The following is an 18,150-nucleotide window of genomic DNA, read 5'->3' as shown; positions in this document are numbered from 1 at the left end:
TTTTTAAAGCACGCTTCAGATGTTGCCCGCTTCCGGACCCCAGACATCGGTCATCGCGAAACCATCGGCCAGCGGATCAAACGGATCGAGACCCACCTGATGCAGGCCGAAGGTGAAGCCGCGTCCGGCAATGGTGGGGATGACAGCCGGGCGGCCGGCCACCTCGGTGACGGCGGAAAGGCCGACATCGAATTCCGAACCGATGATCGAGCGGGATTTATACTCGTCTCCCACCTTCACCTTGCCGCGCGCATATAGCGTGGCGAGATTGGCCGAATTGCCGGTGCCACAGGGCGAGCGATCCGCCCGGCCCGGCCACATGGTGGTGCAGGTGCGGATGGAGCCATCCGCATCCACATCGCGGAACATGACATAGGCAACGCCGGAAATGGCCGGAATTTCCGGATGAACGACGGTCATTTCGCGGTTGACCAGATCTTTCAGGATCATGCCCGCCGAGACCAGCTTTGCCGCATTGGCCTTTTCGATGGTGAGGCCGATCTGGCGGACATCGACCAGCGCATAAAAAATGCCGCCATAGGAAATATCCATCGTCACCCTGCCCCATTCGGGCGTGTCGATGCTGATATCCAGCTCATGCACGAAGGATGGCACCATGGTCAGCTTGACCTTTTCGCAACGACCGTCGCGGCAGGTGGCTGTGGCCTTGACCAGACCGGCCGCCGTTTCGAGGATGATAACGGTTTCCGGCTCCTGCATTTCCACCATGCCGCTTTCCAGAAGCGCCGTCGTCGCGCAGATGGAATTGGACCCGGAGCTGGCATGCGCCTGGTCCGGCTGGAGAATGACGAAGGCGGCGTGCGCATCCGGGTGCTTCGGCGGCAGGAGTAGATTGACCGACCCCATCGGCGTGCCGCGCGGCTCCAGCGTCAGGAAGCGACGAAGCGCCTCTCCCTGCGGATCGGTGTTCATCCAGTGAAGCTGTTCGGCCACCGTATTGCCGGGAATTTTCGGCGCGCCGCCGGTGACGACACGGCCGATTTCGCCTTCGCAATGAACATCGAGAAGCTGGAGGGTGCGTTTCCAACGCATGGTGGTCTACTCCGGAAGTTGGGTTGTTGACCCGACCATACATACAAAAATACAAGCTGTATACAAATCTGCGAGAGTGAGATGATGAAAACCGCTTCCGGTTTCACCATCTCGCTCTTGATCTTTGGTCTATCGGTTACGGCACTCTGCCCGGTTTCGATTGGGGGCCGCCTCGCAATTCACTCTCGATGACTGAACAGCCTGATCGTCCACCACGGAACCGGCGGTATCGCCCACCGATCCGACGGTATTTTCCACGGAGCGGCCGAGCCGTTCCACCTGCCTGCCGTAATTTTCACGCGTGCGCGGATCAAAGACCGCAATCGGCGCGCTGACCACGACGCTCGCCGCCGTCCCGACGGTTTGCGCAGCGCCGATGCTGACGGCACCCAGCGCCTCACCCAAGCCGACATCGGAATCCGTCACCGTCTGCCCGGCGATAAGGCGGTCGCCGATAAGCCGGACAACCTCGGGGCTTTCGGCAAATTTTCCATGGTTCAGGCGGTCGCCGGATTGCAGCTTGGTCAAATCCAGAACGGTGATGCCGGCCTTTTCAAGCTCGCTGCGATAGGGTTCGACCGATGGGTCGATCTGGCCGAGACGATCGACATTGCCGGAAATGCGGCGGGACAGGCTGAGAGCGCGATCATCCTGCGAAACGAACAGGGTGAATTTCGGCGTGGTTTTGCCGAGGCTTGCGAACTGCCGGCTGAACACGTCCACATCCAGATCCGGCGCGGCGAGAATGACATTGCTGATCTTCGAATCGACACGGCCATTGCGGATGGCCATCTGGCGCAGCGCCTCCACCGCAAGCCAGGTGCCCATGGAATGGGCCATGACCGTGACCTCGCCGATGGACTTGTCCTTGGCGAGTCGCGTCAGCATTTCTTCCAGCGCATCACGGGAGTAGTTGGTGCTTTCCTTGTCGTAATTATAATCGAAAATGCTCGCCCGCGACGGCCAGGTGAAGACCACCGGCACGACATCCGTGCCGGAATCATGGACGATCTGGGCGAAGCGATAGACGGATTCTTCGTAACGATTATTGAAACCATGCACGAAGACCAGCACGCGGCGGTCTTTCTGGATATGCTTGCTGATCCAGCTTCGTGTCTCCGCTTCGGAGCGAATGGGCTCCACCGCAACCGTGGTGAAATCCTTCAGCGGGTTCGGCGGCAGTTTCTTCGGCCATTGCACCTGCCCCACCTTGCGGTTGGCATTGGGCGGAATGGAAACCGTCACCGCATCCACCTTCAGACCCGTTCCACGCTCGCCGCCAAAAAGCACGGCGGCGTTTTCCGATGGCGCGCGGGTGGTGGCGACCAGAAGGTTGACCGGCGTGGTTCCCGCCACGGTCTGCCCGGTCGGCGTCATGACCCCAATCGGACGCCCCCCGCAGCCGGCGAGCAGGGCGACAATGGCGATCATGGCCACGAAGCGAATGGGCATCACGTTACTCTCCTACAACCCAGAGGCAGCCGGACAGCAGCCGGGGGAGAGGATTTTCTACCGGAGGCGGAACCGCCGCGCCAGCAACCACAGCACCGGAGCGGACAATTTCCGCCCCGGTGTGTCCAAACGGACCCAATAGCACGGCTGTCACACCGGCAACGGGGCGCCTTCTAAAATGCAGGCCTATTTCTGCGGCAGCATCGTGCCCCTTTCGCGCAGAGCCGCATGCCAGGAGAGCGCTTCCTCGATGAGATGCGGCGTATGTCCACCCCGCGCCACCGCCCGCCGGTAATAATCCGTCAGCGAATCGCGATAATCAGGATGCACGCAGTTTGCGATGATGACCGCCGCGCGCTCGCGAGGCGCCAGCCCACGCAGATCGGCAAGCCCGATTTCGGTGACGAGAATATCGACATCATGTTCGGTATGATCGACATGGCTGACCATCGGCACGACGCTTGAAATGGCCCCCCCCTTGGCGATCGATTTGGTGACGAAGATGGACATATAGGCGTTGCGGGCGAAATCCCCCGAGCCGCCGATGCCGTTCATCATGTGCGTTCCGCCGACATGGGTGGAATTGACGTTTCCATAGATATCGAATTCCAGCGCCGTGTTGATGCCGATAATGCCGAGGCGGCGGATGACTTCCGGGTGGTTGCTGACCTCCTGCGGCCGCAGAATAAGCCTGCTCTTATATTCCGCCAGTCGCGGCATCACCTGCTCGTTCATGGCGGAAGACAGCGTGATCGACGACCCCGAGGCGAAAGTCAGCTTGCCCGCATCAAACAGTTCGAAAGTCGAATCCTGCAGGACCTCCGAATACATTTTGAGATCGTGAAACGGCGTATCGATGAAACCGTGCATCACGGCATTGGCGATGGTGCCGATGCCGGCCTGGAGCGGCTGGAGTTCATGGGTCATGCGGCCGTGACGCACTTCGTTCAGCAGGAACTCGGTGAGATGGCCGGCAATGGCCTTCGTCTCGTCATCCGGCGGCAGCACCGTTGAAAAACTGTCACTCTTGTCACTCAGCACGATGGCGGCGATCTTTTCCGGCGGCACCGGAATGAATGGCAGGCCGACACGGCTATCCGTCGCCACTACCGGAATGGGCATGCGGGTCGGGCGTCTGGCGGGAATGAAGATGTCGTGCAACCCCTCCAGCACCTCGGGCTGCGACAGGTTGATTTCGACGATGACCTTATCGGCCAGAATGGCGAAGCTTGCGGAATTGCCGACGGAAGTGGTGGGCACGATGCCGCCTTCCGCCGTGATCGCCACCGCCTCGACGATAGCGATATCGACCCCATGAATCTGGCCGCCGCGCAATTGCTCGACCGTTTCGGAAAGGTGCTGATCGATGAACATCACCTTCCCGTCATTGATCGCCTTGCGCAAAGCCGGATCCGACTGGAACGGCATGCGGCGCGCCAGCATGCCGGCCTCGACCATTGTCTTGTCGAGGTCGTTGCCGAGGGAGGCGCCGGTCATCAGGGTGATTTTCATGGGGTTCGTCTTGGCGCGCTCGGCCAGCGCCAGCGGCACCGCCTTCGCTTCGCCGGCCCGCGTAAAGCCGCTCATGCCCACCGTCATGCCGTCCTGAATGAGACTGGCGGCCTCTTCGGCGCTGACGATCCTGTTCAAGAGGGACGCGTTGCGGATACGCTTTTCAAGCATGCAATTCTCCATGATCTGTCATCACGATGGCACGGCATTCGGCTGGCCACCTTTCGGCGACTATGACGTGCAGTTTCATCGATGAAACTGACATAGATCAAGGGTGCGCACGGAACCATGGTTCCGACGCATCACATCCCGTTCAACAAACCAGAAGTGGCGCATCGGCGCGACAGGCCGCGGGGCCTTCTCACCACCGCAGCCTTGCAATCGTCAAAAATCTCTCCCTCACCACCGACAACAGGCGACGGGGTGAAGGTCATCTCCGTGCAACACGGAAACGTCCGGTGTCAGGGGCCTTCACAGACAGGCGCCTGACCGAGCACGACCTGCCCCACTTCCGCATCATAGGCGCGCAGACCGAATACGCCCAGGCTTATGACCCGGTAACAGGGATTGCCGCCCGTCCACAGAGGATCGACAACATCGATATCGGTGATGAAACGGTGCGCGCAGGCCTGACCGGAACTATAGGCGATGCCTTCGGCGGTCGTTCCTGCCATCGGCACATGGATATGGCCAAAAATGATATGACGTATACCGGCCGGATGAGCGGCGAGACGGCGCATGACAGCTCCGTCATCATGCATGCCGATATGTTCGAAATGGCGGATGCCGCAATCCATCGGCGGGTGATGAATGAACACCGTCACCGGCAGGTCGCCCGCGCCTTCCAGCGCACTCTCCAGCCATCCCAGACGATCCGCACCATATATGCCGCCGATCACATCGGCCTCGTGGCTGTCGAGAAACAGCAGCCGACCGAATTCGGTATCGATGAAGGACTGGATGTAGCCGTTATCGTCACGCGGCTGTTCCGGAAAAGCCGCGACGAATTCCGGGCGGCGGTCGTGATTGCCGAGCATCAACTGAACGGGGATCGAAACGGGCGCGAGGATGTCGCGAAGCAGCTCATAGGCTTCCGGCTCGCCGTAATTGCAAAGATCACCCGTCATCACAAGAAGATCGGCGTCGGCATGTTTTTCGACAATATCGGCCACCGCCGCGCGCAGCTGCTTTTCCGGGTCGACGCCGTTTACAGCAATGCCGGGGGGTACGAGATGGGTGTCGGTGATCTGGATGATCTTCATAACAGGTCTTTCTGCGCAAAATGGCTGCGGGAACGGATTTCCCCGCAGCCTTTTCGATGGTTTTGCTTATTTCAGCAGGGCGTTGGTCTGCTCGACGATCTGCTTGAGACCGGCTTCCGGCGTCACCTCACCGCGCATGACGGTGCCGATGATGTCGCGCTGGGTGCGCCAGATGCGGACGGAATCGCCACCCGGATAACCGGCCCAGGGCAGAGAACGGTCAGCCTGAAGCGAAGCGGTCTTCACATTCGGGTTCTCGACATAATAAGGAGCGAGGAAGTCCGGGCCGGTGGCCAGCTTGTTGGTCGGCAGGTAACCGGTGATGCGAACGATGGTGTTCTGCGCTTCCGGACCGGTGATCCACTTCAGGTACTTCCAGGCAGCGTCCTGCTTGGCCTTTTCCTGGGTCAGGATAACAGCCGAGTTGCCGCCGGTCGGAACGCCGCCCTTTTCCTTGTTGTCGAGCGGGAAGGTCGCGGTCTTCAGCTTGAAGCGGTCGCCGACCAGACCCTGTATCGTCTGAACATGGGCAGGCGTCGAGAAAATGAAACCGGTGAGGCCTGCACCGAACTGCTGGCGCGACTGATCCCAGTCGAGCAGGTTCTGGCCGCCTTCGGTGACGAACTGACGGGTCATCTTCAGGGCGTTGAGGCCGATCTCGTTGTCGAAGCCAACGGTCTTGGCCTTCTCGTCAACGAGCTTGCCGCCCTGTTCGACGATAAGCGCCTGCCACAACCAGTCATCCGGCCAGCCGTTGATGTCGTAGCTCATGCCGGCGAACTTGGGGTCGAGAGCCTTGATCTTCTTTGCGAGAGCAATAAGTTCCGCAAAGGTCGTCGGCATCTTGTCCGGATCGCCGCCAGCCTTGGTGACGAGGTCGGAGTTGATGTAGATGATCGGCGAGGACGCGTTGACCGGCAGACCATACTGCTTGCCGTCGATCTGGCCGAGAGCCGCCATCTTCGGGCTGTAGTTCTTGTCGAGGAAGGCCTGACCGCCTTCAGCCTGAATGAACGGGCCAAGATCGGTGATCTGGTTGCGCGGTGCGAGCGTGTGAACGAGTTCCGCCGTCAGGTTGTAACCCGAGAAATAAACATCCGGCAGATTGCCCGTTACGGCGGAACGCAGAACCTGCTGCTGGCCTTCATTATAACCGGCGGCCGGAGCGAGGAAGTTGATCTTTACGTCCGGGTTCTTCTTCATGAATTCATCGGCCAGCGGCTGATGGAACTTGGTGAAGCCCGGCAGGTTGTAAAGAACGTTGAGCGTGATTTCATTGGCCAGAACCGGCTGAGCGAGGCCCGCAAAAGCCATGCCGAGAGCCAGACCGCCCATCACAGCGCGTCGGTTGAGTTTCATGTCAGTCTCCAGAGAGGTTGGGAGGAGGAAATCTGAACGGCGTCACTTGACGCCGGTCATGGTAATACCGGCGATGAAGTGCCGCCGTGCGAGGAGGAAGCACAGCACCATCGGCGCGGTAATCAGTGTGGCGCCCGCCATCAGCGCACCGTAATTCGCGCCGGATTCGACGTCGGCGAAAAGCATCATGCCGAGCGGCGGCGGGGCGAGATTGGTGTCGGAGACAACGATCATCGGCCAATAAAGGTCGTTCCAGTGGGCGACGAGCGAAAAGATCGAGAAAGCGGCGAGCGAAGGCAGCGACCCGCGAAGGACCAGCCCCCAGCAAATCTCCATTTCCGAGAACCCATCCATGCGGGCAGCCTCGATGATCTCATTCGGATAGCTGCGGAAGGACTGGTTGAACAGGAAGATGGCGAAGACCGAAAGGAAGAACGGCATCATCATCGCAAAATAGGTGTTGAGAAGCTGCGTCTTGGCCAAACCGACGAAGAGCGGTAACGCCAGCGCCTGAATGGGAACGCAGAGCGCCGCAATGACGAGGCCCAGCAGCAGCTTGCGGCCCGGGAACCGGAGCTTCGCCAGCGCATAGGCAGCCGGAACCGAAGTCAGGATCTGCACGACGAGAATGCCGACGCAGACGATGACGCCGTTCAGCATGAAACGCGCCATCGGCACCTGACCCGCCGCCCGGGCGTAATTATCGGCCGCGTCGAATTTCTGCGGGATTGGCCAGAGCGAGACATCGAAAATCTCTGCCGGTGAGCGGATCGAGGTCAACACCATCCAGTAGAACGGCAGGAGCATCACGAAAGCGCCAAGGGCAAGCACGAGATGTGGGAGATATTTGCGGAGTGCGGCCATCAGTAATGCACCTTCCGGTCCATGTGCAGCGTCTGGCCGATAGACAGGACCAGCACGATCGCGAGGAAGATAATCGTCAGCGCGGCGGCATAACCGGTGTTCGAATATTCGAAACCTTCGAGATAGAGATCGAACAGCAGAGTTTCCGATCCGAAGCGGCCCTTGGTGAGCACAGCCACCGTCTCGAACACTTTGAAGGCCGAGATGGAGGTAGTGACCACCACGAACATGGTCGTCGGCCCGAGCATCGGCCAAGTCACGGTCAGGAAGCGGTCGATCGGGTTCTTGGCCCCATCCAGCCGCGCCGCCTCGTGCAGATCCTTCGAAATGGCGGTGAGGCCCGCGAGGAACAGCACCATGTTGAAACCCAGGATCTGCCAGACGCCCATCAGCGCCATGGTGGGAATGAGGAGGACGGGATTGGAGAGGAAGGCGACCGGCTCGAAGCCCAGCCATTTGATCGCCGCATTCACCGGACCGAGCGAGGGATGCAGCAGGAACTGCCACACGGTCGCCATGGCAACGAGGGTTGCGGTGACGGGGAGGAAATAAGCCACCTCCCAGAAAGCACGGCTGCGCTTGCGGTTATAAACGAGCAAAGCCACGCCGAGCGCCAGAAACACACCGAAGGGAATGACGATGAGCGCATAGATGGCGGTATTGGCGAGAGAGCGCAGGAAGACCGGATCCTGAAACGCCTTGACGAAGTTTCCGAGGCCGACAAAGCGGGTGGAGAGCGAACCGAGCTGGTAATCGGTGACGGAAAAACCGGCCAGAACGAGCATCGGAACGATATAAATTGCCAGAAGCAGCAGGCTTGCGGGGGCAGCAAACATCAGGCCGCGCCAGATCATCCGCCGGTCCGCCTTTGACAGCCGCGGGCGAGCCTTCGCCCGCGCGGCCGTGGAAAAATCGACCGCCGTCATGCCGGCACCCGTTCGCGCACCGTCACCTTGCGGCGCAGGCCATCGGCCGCGAACAGATGCGCGCGTTCCGGTGCAAAGCCAAGATTCATCACGCCATTCATATCCGCGCCCACGGCATCGCCGGCGCCCTGACGCAGGGTGATGGCGACCGTCTCGTCGCTCAGCAGGCGGCAGCTCACGAAGCGGTCGGCGCCGTGGGTTTCGCTGCGCACCACGCGCACTGCAAAACCTTCTTCGCCCGGGCGCAAATCTTCGGCACGAAGGCCGAGCGTCGCCGGGCCAGCATCGCGGCCCACACCCTCGATGCCAAGATCGCGCCCAAAGGCCGTGACTTTACCCTGCGCGTCGATTTCGACCGGCAGCAGGTTGATCGATGGCGTGCCGATGAAACGCGCGACCGTCAGCGTCGCGGGCTTGCGGTAAAGCTCGTCCGGCGTGCCAAGCTGCTCGATGCGGCCTTCCGACATCAACGCGATGCGGTCGGACATGGTCATGGCTTCGATCTGGTCGTGGGTGACATAGATGAAGGTCGCCCCCAGCCGACGGTGCAGGCCGGCCAGTTCCTCACGCATGTGGGCGCGGAGCTTCGCATCGAGGTTGGAGAGCGGCTCGTCCATCAGGAAGGCAGCGGGCGAACGCACCAGCGCCCGGGCGAGCGCCACGCGCTGACGCTGGCCGCCGGAAAGCTGCGCCGGCTTGCGATCCAGCAAATGCGCGATCTGTAGCGTCTCGGCCGCCTGTTCGACGGCGGCGTCGATCTGGCTTAGCGTTTCTGCCGGGGCCGCAAACCGTCCGACCAGCGGCAGGCGGGCGGCGAAGGGCAAACGCCGCATCCTGAGCGGTGTGGCAATGTTCTGGCGCACGCTCATATGCGGATAAAGGGCGTAGGACTGGAAAACCATCGCCAGGTTGCGATCGCTCGGATCAACCTCTGTCACATCCTGATCGCCGATGGAGACCGAACCGCGATCCGGTGTTTCCAGCCCCGCAATGATACGCAGAAGCGTGGACTTGCCGCAGCCCGACATGCCGACGAGAGACAAAAACTCTCCGGGACGGATGGAGAGATCGATCTCTTTCAGAACATCGTCAGCCCCGAAGCCTTTGCCGATGCCCGAAAGTTCAAGTGATTGTGGCGTCATTCTGCGCTCCTTTTCTGGAGCGCATATGCTTATATTGTATGACAATATGACGAAGGTTTGCGGAAAGTTCGATGACACTCGAAAGCCCGGTAATCTCGGACTATCGGAAAATCCTTTGGTACAGGCCTCCACCCAAAACCACTAATATTTAGGGGGGTATTGCTCAAATATTCCCCGTTCGCACTTATAGACTGAGAAGCGGGCCGGCAGCGTCGGTTTAAACGGCGGCGAGAATCACATGGGCCTGAATTTTCGCGGCAACCGCGCCACCGCCATGCCGCGCTTCGATGGCCGCGGCGGCACAATCTGTCGCGGTGTCGAGCCCTCCCGGTACTCTCGCCTCAATTTCCGTCCGAAGCACGGTTCCCTGACAATAAGCCATGGCCGGAATGCGCGGTGAAGAGGCGCGGCTCTGCGCGGCCACCGTCTCAATCGTCACGCGGGAAAAACCGGCCTCCTCCAGCTCGCGGCGAATGAGTGCCGTGTCATGATAACCGTGCGGGGTACGGAGCATGAAGCGCGGCGGATCATCGGGGAACAGGCGCGCCAGGGCGTTCGTCACGTCATCCGCGAAGTGATTTTCCTCGATGCGGTCCCATACATTGAATAGATAATGTCCGCCGGGCTTCAATACCCGCTTTGCCTCGCGATAGGCCGACAAGCGGTCAGTAAAAAACATCGCGCCGAACTGGCAGAAAACGAGATCGAACACAGCGTTTTCAAAAGGCAACGTCTGAGCATCCACCTGCTGCCATTTTATGCGGCGATCCGGCGCCTGTTGCGACGCCGCAAAATCGAGCATCGGCTGGTTGAGGTCGGTTACCACATAGTTTGCCGCGGGCAATAATCGGGGGGCCAATTCGCGCGTGACGGCGCCGGTGCCTGCGGCGATTTCCAGAATATCAATCGGCATCAAGGCCGCCGCCCGACGCGCCAGATCGGCGGCGAATGGCGCAAAAATCAGCGGCACCATATAGCGGTCGTAATTTTCCGGAATCGAACCCGCAAACACCTTGTCCGCTTCCAACATGGCTTTCACCCCGGGAACAGCTGATGACGGGGTGACTTTAGCACATATTCGGGACGTTCGGAATTCACTCGGCCCTGCGGAGCGTCGAAGCATCCGCCTGAACGGACTTGCCGATATCAGCCATATCGCGCGTGACGGCGATTGTCTCGGGACTTAATTTTATGGGAAGAGAAATGGCGCACCCGAAGAGATTCGAACTCCTGACCCCCAGATTCGTAGTCTGGTGCTCTATCCAGCTGAGCTACGGGTGCGTGCCGTTCCGGTCGTTTCCGGTGGCGTGGCGATCCTCTAAAACGTCCTCATTCCGAATGCAAGCGATTTCGCTTCGAAATTGTCACTTTTCCGCAGCAATTCATGTATCTCATTGATTTTATTATAAATTCCATGCGGATCATTTTCCACGGGCCAGATACCCTGTCCGTTTGGGCGGGGAGAATGACTGCGCGAACCGGCTGCGGAGCTGGTTTTTCAGGCGGTTCTGGCCGCCTGTACGGAGGCGGCGCGGTCGGCTATCTCGATGCGGAACTGCGTGCCGGGACCGGGCTTTTCGACGAGCGCGATCGTGCCGCCATGGGCAAGCACGAGTTCGCGGGCAATGACCAGCCCGAGGCCCGTGCCTCCGGAGCGCGCCGAACCCCTGAAAGCGGAGAACAGGTTTTCCTTGGCCTTGCGCGGCATGCCCGGCCCATTGTCGTCGATGACGATGCTGACGACGCTGCCGGCCCTCTGGGCCGAGATGGAGAGATACCGAAGCCCGGCATTCGCGGTATCGGATTGCAGGGCCTGAACGGCATTGCGACAGAGATTGTGGATGACCCTGAAAAGCTGCTCGGAATCCGCATCGACTGTGAGGTCGGATGGAACGCTGTCCTGAAATTCGATGCCACTATCCGGATCGAGCGCAAGAATATCGCGCACATCCCGCACCAGAAGGCTCAACTGCACCATCTTGCGTTTCGGTGCGCCTTCGGTCGCCTGGCCATAGGCCAGAACCTCGCCGGTATAGGCCACGGCGCGGTCGATGGTGCGCAGCAGTTTCGGCGCAAAGCTCCTGACCATCGGATCCTTTGCATCCACAAGACGGTCCGACATGAGCTGCGCGGAAGACAGGATGTTGCGCATGTCGTGATTGATCTTCGAGACCGCGAGGCCGAGATCCACGAGGTTTTTCTGCTGGCGCAGGGTCTTCTGCAGTTCGGTCTGCATGTCGGCGAGGTGGCGGCCGGCAACCGATAGTTCATCCGTTCCCTCCTCAGGTACGAAAATCCGCTCGGGATTGCCCGGATCCTCCGAGAAGTTCTGCATGCCGAGCGTCAGCCGGCGTATGGGCCGGATCATGATGCGGTTGATGGAGATGAAGATCAGGCCTGCGGTGATCAGCGACAGGACAATGGAAATCAGGAAAACGTTGCGCGCATAGGCAAGCATTGCCGCCCGCAGCTTGTTTTCGCCGAGCACCAGTTCGATGATCGTATCGCTGTCGCCGACGACATCGAAAACACGGATGACGCGGTTGCCGCCGAACAGCAGGGTGGAAAAGGCGTCCCGCACCGCCGCCACCTGCGAAACGTCGGAAAGGTCATATTGCTCATCGACGCCAGGAGGCGTTTCCGCCACGGCGAGCAGGCGTGAGGTGCCGTCCTTGCGCAGCGCGATAAGCTTCGCCCCGGTTGCCATCAGCGTGTCGTTCTGCACGCTTCGCGGCAGTTCGGCCTGCAGGCCGTCGATGACAGCGCCGGCGGCCGCGGCCGTATTCAGGCGGTCGCGCAACCACGAAAGTCGCATATTGGCGACGGAAGGCACGAAGATCAGCACTTCGGCGATCATCACGAAGATGACAGTGAGCAGCAGCAGCCGTCCCGAAAGACCGGCGGTCAATCCCGGCATGCAATGCACCGGATCGTCTTGCGTGCGGTCCAAGCTGTCTACGCCTTTAGAAAACACCGGGCCATGATCCTGTATGCGCGCCGCTGCTTGCGTGGAACGGCTCGGTTTATATCCAGCGATGATAATAGGACCTAATGGATATTTTTCCAATGCGCTGCAAAATAAAGGTTTTCATTGCCGGAAAAACAAACGCCGCCCGGCAGGGGCGGCGTTCGAAGGTAAGCCGGTTTTGAAGCGAACCGCTGGTCGCCTAGAACTCCTGCCAGTCACCATGCGCGGGTGCCGCCGCAGGCTGGGCATTGAGGGCGCGGCTGACGCTGTTCATCAATTTGCGGGCCGGAGACGCCACCGCCGGCGTCCTGCCGGAGACTGCCACCGGTCCGGCGGAGACCGTCATCGGCCTCGCGGGCTGCTCGATGCGGGGCGCGCGCTGCACATTCTCCGCGCCGACGTTGAAGCGCGCCACGAGCGTCACGAGATGGTCGGCCTCGCTGCTGAGCTTATGGGTTGCGGCCGAGGTCTCCTCCACCATGGCGGCGTTGCGCTGCGTTACCTGGTCCATCTGGTTGATGGCGGTATTCACCTCATGCAGGCCGGTGGACTGCTCCCTGGCGGCCGTGGCGATCGAATGGATGTGCTCGTTGATTGCCAGAACGCGGGTCTCGATCTCGCTCAGTGCGCCGCCGGTTCTCTGCACCAGCGATACGCCACGCCCGACCTCTTCGCCGGATTTGGTGATCAGCGCCTTGATGTCCTTCGCTGCCGTTGCGGATCGTTGCGCAAGTTCTCGCACTTCCTGAGCGACGACGGCAAAGCCCTTGCCCGCTTCACCCGCACGGGCGGCTTCCACGCCGGCATTCAGCGCCAGAAGGTTGGTCTGGAAGGCGATTTCGTCGATGACGTTGATGATCTGGCTGATTTCGCGCGAGGCATGCTCGATGCGATCCATGGCGGACACGGCGTCGCGCACGACATTGGCGGACTCTTCCGTCTTCTGCTTCGTTTCGGCAACCATGGCGCTGGCTTCCTGCGCACGGTCGGTCGAATTGCGGACGACGGCGGTAATCTCATCCAGAGCGGCGGAGGTTTCCTCCAGCGCCGCCGCCTGCTGTTCGGTCCGCTTCGACAGGTCGTCGGCCGCCGAGCGCAATTCGTTCGCGTTGCCGCTGATGCCCTCTGTGCTGCCGCGCACTTCGCGCATCGTCTCGCGCAGCTTGGTCAGCGTCTGGTTGACGTTCCCCTGGAGTTCGGCAAAGACGCCCCGGAACTCGCCATCCATTCTCTCCGTCAGATCGCCCCGCGCAAGGCCTTCGATGACGCGACTGGTCTCGGATACGCCATTATGGACACCGGTGAGGAGCGAATTGATCGTCGCGGCGAAACGATTGAGGTTGTCGTCGCCATAGTCCTTGTTGATGCGGCGGCTGAAATCGCCCTGGGCCGCAGCGTCGACGACGATGGCCATGCCGGCCTGCAGATCGTCGCTCTTGGCGCGCATGGCGGCTTCCTGCGCATTCATGCGGCGCACTTCGCTGCCGTTTTTCTTAAAGACCTCGACGGCCGCAGCCATTTCGCCGATTTCGTCGTTGCGGCCGAGATAGGGGACCTCCGCGTCGAGATTTCCATCGGCCACGGCATTCATCACCTGCGAAACCCTGCGGATGGGTGCGCTGAGCTGCCGCGTTCCGATGTAGAGACCGAAGGCGGCTCCCGCGCCGACACCGGCAACCGTCACCGCGACGATCACCCAGAATATCGCGGTGCTGAAAGAATCTACTCCTGCCTTCACGACTTCGAGTTCGGCGAGGTCGTTTTTCACGACGCTGTCGATCTCCGCCTGATAGGCTTTGCGGTTGGCGCGGTTCGCCTCGTTATTGCCCTGCTGGCTGGCCGCCTGCGGCCCGTTTTCCTTCGCCAGCCGCACGGTTTCCAGACGGAAAGTGCGGAATTCCTTGGACCGGCCGACAAGCTTGTCGAAACTCGCCTGTTGTTCCGCCGGCACGAGCGGCGCCCAGCTGGCAATGAGCTTTTCCATGGCGTCGAGGTTTTTGACCATGCCGTCGGCAAAGGGGGTGGCTGCCGCCACATCGGCTGCCGCATAGACACCGCGTGCCTCCATGACGACTGCCGTTACCAGACGGTTGAGCGCCTCGCCCTTATAGGCCCTTTCGGCGGTTCCCTCGAAATGATGCGACCGAACCCAGAATTCGTTGATCGCATAGATGGACAACCCGCCAATGGTACAGGCCACAAGGCTCATCAGCCCGACAAGTAGATTGATACGACCGCGAATTCTCAACTTCGTTCCCCCAACAAAAACCAGCCGCGCGATGAAAATGGGAAGCTGGCATAACTTTTTCGCGTCACAAGATTTATCAACGCTGCGTTAAGAAAGAATTTCGGATTTTATCGATTGCGCGCCGGAATCGGCCTCCATCGGCGGTCGGCGAAGGAGATGGCGGTGCGTTTTCCGCAAAAGGTGAAGCGCGAAAACCCCTTCGGCAATTGACTTTGCTCGGCCTATGCCCTTATAAGCCGCGCACGCTCGGCCATTGAAAGCTCGCCCAGGCGGGGTTAGCCGTGCAAAAAACGAAACGCTCTTGCAAATTATTGCAAATTCAAGAAGGGCCGCACACCGCGGTATTAAATAAATGTCGAAGCGTACTTACCAACCGTCCAAGCTTGTCCGCAAGCGTCGCCATGGCTTCCGCGCCCGTATGGCTACCGCCGGCGGCCGCAAGGTTCTCGCAGCCCGCCGTGCGCGCGGCCGCGCTCGTCTTTCGGCTTAATTGCCGCCTCTGTGACCCGGTGAAAGTCGCGGGCACATGAGTAAGACAGGAAAACTGCCCGGCCGGCTTAAAAACCGGTCGGATTTCCTTGCCGTTCAGGCAGGAGAAAAACGGCGGGGAGGCACCTTTCTTCTGGAAGTGCTTGACCGGAAAGCCCCGGAAACCGAGCCTCGCGTCGGTTTTACCGTAACGAAAAGACAAGGCAACGCGGTCGAGCGAAATCGCATGCGCCGCCGTCTCAAGGAAGCCGTCAGGCTTTCTGCCGGATTCGCAATGAAGCCCGGTCATGACTATGTGATTGTCGCCCGCAGGGACGTGCTCGATACGGCCTTCCCGAAACTTCAGTCTCTCCTTAACGAGCGAATTGAAGGAACGGCGAAACCGAAACGGTCCCAGGAGACCCGCTCCAGGAAAGAATGATGGAAAAGAACCGTAATTACTTCATCGCGATAGCCCTTTCGGTTGTCATCGTCCTCGCCTGGCAATTCCTTTACATGAATCCGCGTATCGAGCAGCAGCGCCGCGCCGAAGAGGCCCGCCAGGCGCAGCAGCAGACGACGCAGCAACAGCAGCCGGCGCCGGGCGCCGCACCAGGTGCTGCCGTTGAAGGCGCACCGCCTGCCTCCTCACCGCAGACTGCCGCCACGGCGACCCGCGAAGAGTCGATTGCAAGAACCCAGCGCGTGGCCATCGAGACCAACGCCATCGCCGGCTCGATCAACCTTACCGGCGCCCGCTTCGATGACATCCGGCTCAAGGACTACCATGAGACCGTCGATGACTCGAGCCCGATCATCACGCTGTTCTCGCCCTCCGACACCAAGGACGGCTACTTCACCGAACTCGGTTACGTTGCAGCACAGGAAGTCGGCGGCGTTCCCGGCCCGACCACCGTGTGGACGCTGGCAAGCGGCGAAAAGCTGACGGAAACCACCCCGGTCACCCTCACCTACACCAATTCCAAGGGCGTGATTTTCTCCCGTACGGTTTCGATCGACGAGCATTACATGATCTCGGTCGCCGACAAGGTGGAGAACCCCGGACAGGCGGCGATCTCCTTTGCCACCTATGGCCGCGTGACGCGCAACAACAAGCCCGCAGTCCCCCCGGTCTTCGTCATCCATGAAGGTTTCCTCGGCGTTTCGGGCAAAGACGGCAGCCTGACGGAAGAAAAATACAAGGACGTCGAGGAAGCACCGGTAACGGTTGCCAAGGCGACCGGCGGCTGGCTCGGCATCACCGACAAATATTGGGCCGCGGCCATCGTTCCGCCACAGACGACGCCGTTCGAGACCCGTTATTCGCACATCACCGGCAATCAGCCGAGCTATCAGGCCGATTTCAAGAGCGACCCGCTGACGGTCGAGCCCGGCCAGTCGATCGAGCTGAAGAGCCTCGTTTTCGCCGGCGCCAAGGAAGTGCCGCTGGTCGACCGTTACGAGACGACCTACGCCATTCCGAAGTTCGACCTTCTGATCGACTGGGGCTGGTTCTACTTCATCACCAAGCCGATGTTCAAACTGATGGATTTCTTCTTCCGTTATTTTGGTAATTTCGGCGTGGCGATCCTGCTCACCACCATCGTCGTCAAGGCTCTCTTCTTCCCGCTCGCCAGCAAGCAATATGCTTCCATGGCGAACATGAAGCGCGTGCAGCCGAAGATGGAAGAGCTGAAGGCCAAGCATGGCGATGACCGCATGGCCATGCAGCAGGCGATGATGCAGCTCTACAAGGAAGAGAAGATCAATCCTGTTGCCGGCTGCTGGCCGATGCTTTTGCAGATCCCGGTCTTCTTCGCGCTCTACAAGGTCATCTACGTCACCATCGAAATGCGGCATGCGCCGTTCTTCGGCTGGATTCACGACCTTTCCGCGCCGGATCCGACGTCGCTGTTCAACCTCTTCGGCCTTCTGCCTTATGATGTGCCGCACTTCCTGATGATCGGTGTCTGGCCGCTTGTCATGGGCATCACCATGTTCCTGCAGATGCGCATGAACCCGACGCCGCCCGATCCGACGCAGGCGATGATCTTCAACTGGATGCCGCTGATCTTCACCTTCATGCTGGCCTCCTTTCCGGCCGGTTTGGTCATCTACTGGGCATGGAACAATACGCTCTCCATCACCCAGCAGGCCGTCATCATGAAGCGCCAGGGCGCCAAGATCGAACTGTTCGACAATATCAAGGGACTGTTCAAGCGAAAGCCGGTGCAATCGAAATGAGTGAGACCGGCACGGCAACCGAAAAGCCCCTGTTCGGGCGACCCTGGATTTTCATTCGCGGCGTTCCCGCAATGAAATTCCTGCCGCCCGAAGGCCCGCCGGAGATTGCCTTCGCCGGTCGCTCGAATGTCGGCAAGTCCTCGCTCATCAATGCGCTGGTGGGCCACAAAGGGCTTGCCCGCACGTCCAATACGCCCGGACGCACGCAGGAACTGAACTATTTCGTTCCAGATGGTTATTCCGGCGAAGCTGGCGATCTGCCGCCGATGGCGCTGGTCGACATGCCCGGTTACGGTTATGCGCAGGCCCCGAAGGATCAGGTCGATGCCTGGACCAAGCTCGTCTTCGATTATCTGCGCGGCCGTGCGACGCTGAAGCGCGTTTACGTGCTGATCGATTCCCGCCATGGCGTGAAAAAGAACGACGAGGAGGTTCTGACCCTGCTCGACAAGGCGGCCGTTTCCTACCAGATCGTGCTGACGAAGACGGACAAGATCAAGGATGCCGGCGTTCCGCGGCTGATCGGCGAAACGCTGGAGAAAATCCGCAAGCGTCCCGCCGCCTATCCGGAAGTTCTCGCCACATCCTCGGAAAAATCATTCGGGCTGGATAGCCTGCGGGCCGAGATCGTCAGAACGATCTCTCTTTGAAA

Annotated in this window: 15 protein-coding genes and 1 tRNA gene; 4 read left to right on the top strand and 12 right to left on the bottom strand. The window is 60.2% G+C overall.

Annotation, left to right across the window (positions count from 1 at the left end; genetic code table 11):
- Positions 1–15: 15 nt before the first annotated feature.
- The 12 genes from AGR7B_RS01750 to AGR7B_RS01690 form a co-directional block, all read right to left on the bottom strand.
- Positions 16–1,053, bottom strand: a complete 1,038-nt coding sequence (locus tag AGR7B_RS01750) for a 4-hydroxyproline epimerase (RefSeq protein WP_080855880.1) — start codon at positions 1,051–1,053, stop codon at positions 16–18.
- A 129-nt stretch (positions 1,054–1,182) separates the two neighbouring features.
- Complete coding sequence (locus AGR7B_RS01745) at positions 1,183–2,505, bottom strand: alpha/beta hydrolase (RefSeq protein WP_080855879.1); 1,323 nt, start codon at positions 2,503–2,505, stop codon at positions 1,183–1,185.
- A 186-nt stretch (positions 2,506–2,691) separates the two neighbouring features.
- Positions 2,692–4,188 carry a succinyl-CoA:acetate CoA-transferase ScpC gene (gene scpC, locus AGR7B_RS01740; RefSeq protein ID WP_080855878.1) on the bottom strand — a complete coding sequence of 499 codons (1,497 nt, stop codon included), beginning with the start codon at positions 4,186–4,188 and terminating at the stop codon, positions 2,692–2,694.
- A gap of 290 nt (positions 4,189–4,478) precedes the next feature.
- The gene (locus AGR7B_RS01735; protein ID WP_080855877.1) at positions 4,479–5,279 is read right to left on the bottom strand and encodes a phosphodiesterase; all 801 of its coding nucleotides are present in this window, start codon (positions 5,277–5,279) and stop codon (positions 4,479–4,481) included.
- A gap of 66 nt (positions 5,280–5,345) precedes the next feature.
- On the bottom strand, positions 5,346–6,638 hold the full coding sequence (locus AGR7B_RS01730; RefSeq protein WP_003503651.1) for an ABC transporter substrate-binding protein: 1,293 nt from the start codon (positions 6,636–6,638) through the stop codon (positions 5,346–5,348).
- Positions 6,639–6,680: 42 nt separating this feature from the next.
- Positions 6,681–7,502, bottom strand: a complete 822-nt coding sequence (locus AGR7B_RS01725; protein ID WP_065654553.1) for a carbohydrate ABC transporter permease — start codon at positions 7,500–7,502, stop codon at positions 6,681–6,683.
- Entirely contained in the window at positions 7,502–8,428 is a 927-nt protein-coding gene (locus AGR7B_RS01720; RefSeq protein WP_003520025.1) for a carbohydrate ABC transporter permease, read from the bottom strand. Before AGR7B_RS01720 ends, AGR7B_RS01725 begins: the two co-directional genes overlap by 1 nt.
- Positions 8,425–9,570, bottom strand: coding sequence for an ABC transporter ATP-binding protein (locus AGR7B_RS01715; RefSeq protein WP_020811732.1), 1,146 nt, complete (start codon positions 9,568–9,570; stop codon positions 8,425–8,427). Before AGR7B_RS01715 ends, AGR7B_RS01720 begins: the two co-directional genes overlap by 4 nt.
- A gap of 217 nt (positions 9,571–9,787) precedes the next feature.
- Positions 9,788–10,600, bottom strand: a complete 813-nt coding sequence (locus AGR7B_RS01710) for a class I SAM-dependent methyltransferase (RefSeq protein WP_080855876.1) — start codon at positions 10,598–10,600, stop codon at positions 9,788–9,790.
- Positions 10,601–10,774: 174 nt separating this feature from the next.
- A tRNA-Arg gene (locus AGR7B_RS01705) sits at positions 10,775–10,851 on the bottom strand.
- Between the two features lie 217 nt (positions 10,852–11,068).
- The gene (locus AGR7B_RS01695; RefSeq protein ID WP_162934014.1) at positions 11,069–12,487 is read right to left on the bottom strand and encodes an ATP-binding protein; all 1,419 of its coding nucleotides are present in this window, start codon (positions 12,485–12,487) and stop codon (positions 11,069–11,071) included.
- A 250-nt stretch (positions 12,488–12,737) separates the two neighbouring features.
- Positions 12,738–14,786, bottom strand: a complete 2,049-nt coding sequence (locus AGR7B_RS01690; protein ID WP_080855874.1) for a methyl-accepting chemotaxis protein — start codon at positions 14,784–14,786, stop codon at positions 12,738–12,740.
- Between the two features lie 352 nt (positions 14,787–15,138).
- Here AGR7B_RS01690 and rpmH point away from each other — a divergent pair, with 352 nt between their 5' ends.
- The 4 genes from rpmH to yihA are packed head-to-tail and all read left to right on the top strand — an operon-like array spanning position 15,139 to position 18,148.
- Entirely contained in the window at positions 15,139–15,276 is a 138-nt protein-coding gene (rpmH, locus tag AGR7B_RS01685; protein WP_003493611.1) for a 50S ribosomal protein L34, read from the top strand.
- Between the two features lie 36 nt (positions 15,277–15,312).
- Positions 15,313–15,696, top strand: a complete 384-nt coding sequence (gene rnpA / locus AGR7B_RS01680) for a ribonuclease P protein component (protein ID WP_003520031.1) — start codon at positions 15,313–15,315, stop codon at positions 15,694–15,696.
- Complete coding sequence (gene yidC / locus AGR7B_RS01675; protein ID WP_078051316.1) at positions 15,696–17,498, top strand: membrane protein insertase YidC; 1,803 nt, start codon at positions 15,696–15,698, stop codon at positions 17,496–17,498. Before rnpA ends, yidC begins: the two co-directional genes overlap by 1 nt.
- Complete coding sequence (gene yihA / locus AGR7B_RS01670) at positions 17,495–18,148, top strand: ribosome biogenesis GTP-binding protein YihA/YsxC (RefSeq protein WP_035263945.1); 654 nt, start codon at positions 17,495–17,497, stop codon at positions 18,146–18,148. The genes yidC and yihA overlap by 4 nt, the downstream gene beginning before the upstream one ends.
- The last annotated feature ends 2 nt before the right edge of the window (positions 18,149–18,150 follow it).

Origin of the sequence: Agrobacterium deltaense RV3 (genome assembly GCF_900013505.1) — a bacterium.
GTDB classification, from domain to species: Bacteria; Pseudomonadota; Alphaproteobacteria; order Rhizobiales; family Rhizobiaceae; genus Agrobacterium; species Agrobacterium leguminum.
This window is presented reverse-complemented; position numbering and strand designations above follow the sequence as displayed.